Below are 848 nucleotides of genomic sequence, written 5' to 3' on the forward strand. Positions count from 1 at the left end.
GCGGGGGACTCGCGGGACAGGGATGTGATTTTCGTGCAACAAGACCGGGCTTCCATGGTACGGAAGCGTCGTCTTCCCGCCGGCGGGGGCGGGTGGGGCTTGACGCGAAACCGTCGGCCACCCACACTCCGGAGAACGTCAACACCCTGTTGAAGTGGATCTTCCCGCCGTCCTCCGACTCCTTCGTCGTGGGGCCGGCGCCGGTCCCCTCCGTGACGCACCCGGGACACCGGGGCCCGAGGAACAGGAGTTCCGTCGTGCCGCCCACCGTCGAGACCCTCCTGCGGTCCACCCGCGTCGTTCTCCCGGAGGGTACCCGTCCCCGCTCCGTCGTCCTGTCCGGGGGGCGGGTCGCGGCCGTTCTGCCGCACGACGCCGGCCCGCCGCCCGGCGCCCGGATCGTCGAACTCGGCGACACCGCCCTCCTCCCCGGCCTCGTCGACACCCACGTGCACGTCAACGACCCCGGACGCACCCCCTGGGAGGGCTTCGCCACCGCCACCCGGGCCGCCGCCGCGGGCGGCGTGACCACGATCGTCGACATGCCGCTCAACAGCCTGCCGCCCACCACCACGGTCGAGGCCCTCACCGTCAAACGCCGGGTCGCCGGGCCCCGGGCCGCCGTGGACGTCGCCTTCTGGGGCGGCGCCGTCCCCGACAACGCCGCCGACCTGCGTCCCCTGCACGAGGCCGGGGTCATGGGCTTCAAGTGCTTCCTCTCGCCCTCCGGCGTCGAGGAGTTCCCGCCGTTGGACGCCGCACGCCTCGACACCGTCATGACCGCCCTCGCGGCCTTCGACGGCCTGCTCCTCGTCCACGCGGAGGACCCCGCCCGCCTGGACGCCGCC

General features: G+C 73.7%; 1 protein-coding gene. It reads left to right on the plus strand.

Annotated features, from left to right (window positions below; translation table 11 throughout):
* Window positions 1–257: 257 nt before the first annotated feature.
* A partial coding sequence (locus FOE67_RS27245) for an amidohydrolase family protein (RefSeq protein WP_182667481.1) occupies window positions 258–848 on the plus strand: 591 nt, incomplete at its 3' end.

Origin of the sequence: Streptomyces calidiresistens (assembly GCF_014141525.1) — a bacterium.
In the GTDB taxonomy this organism is placed as follows: Bacteria; Actinomycetota; Actinomycetes; order Streptomycetales; family Streptomycetaceae; genus Streptomyces; species Streptomyces calidiresistens.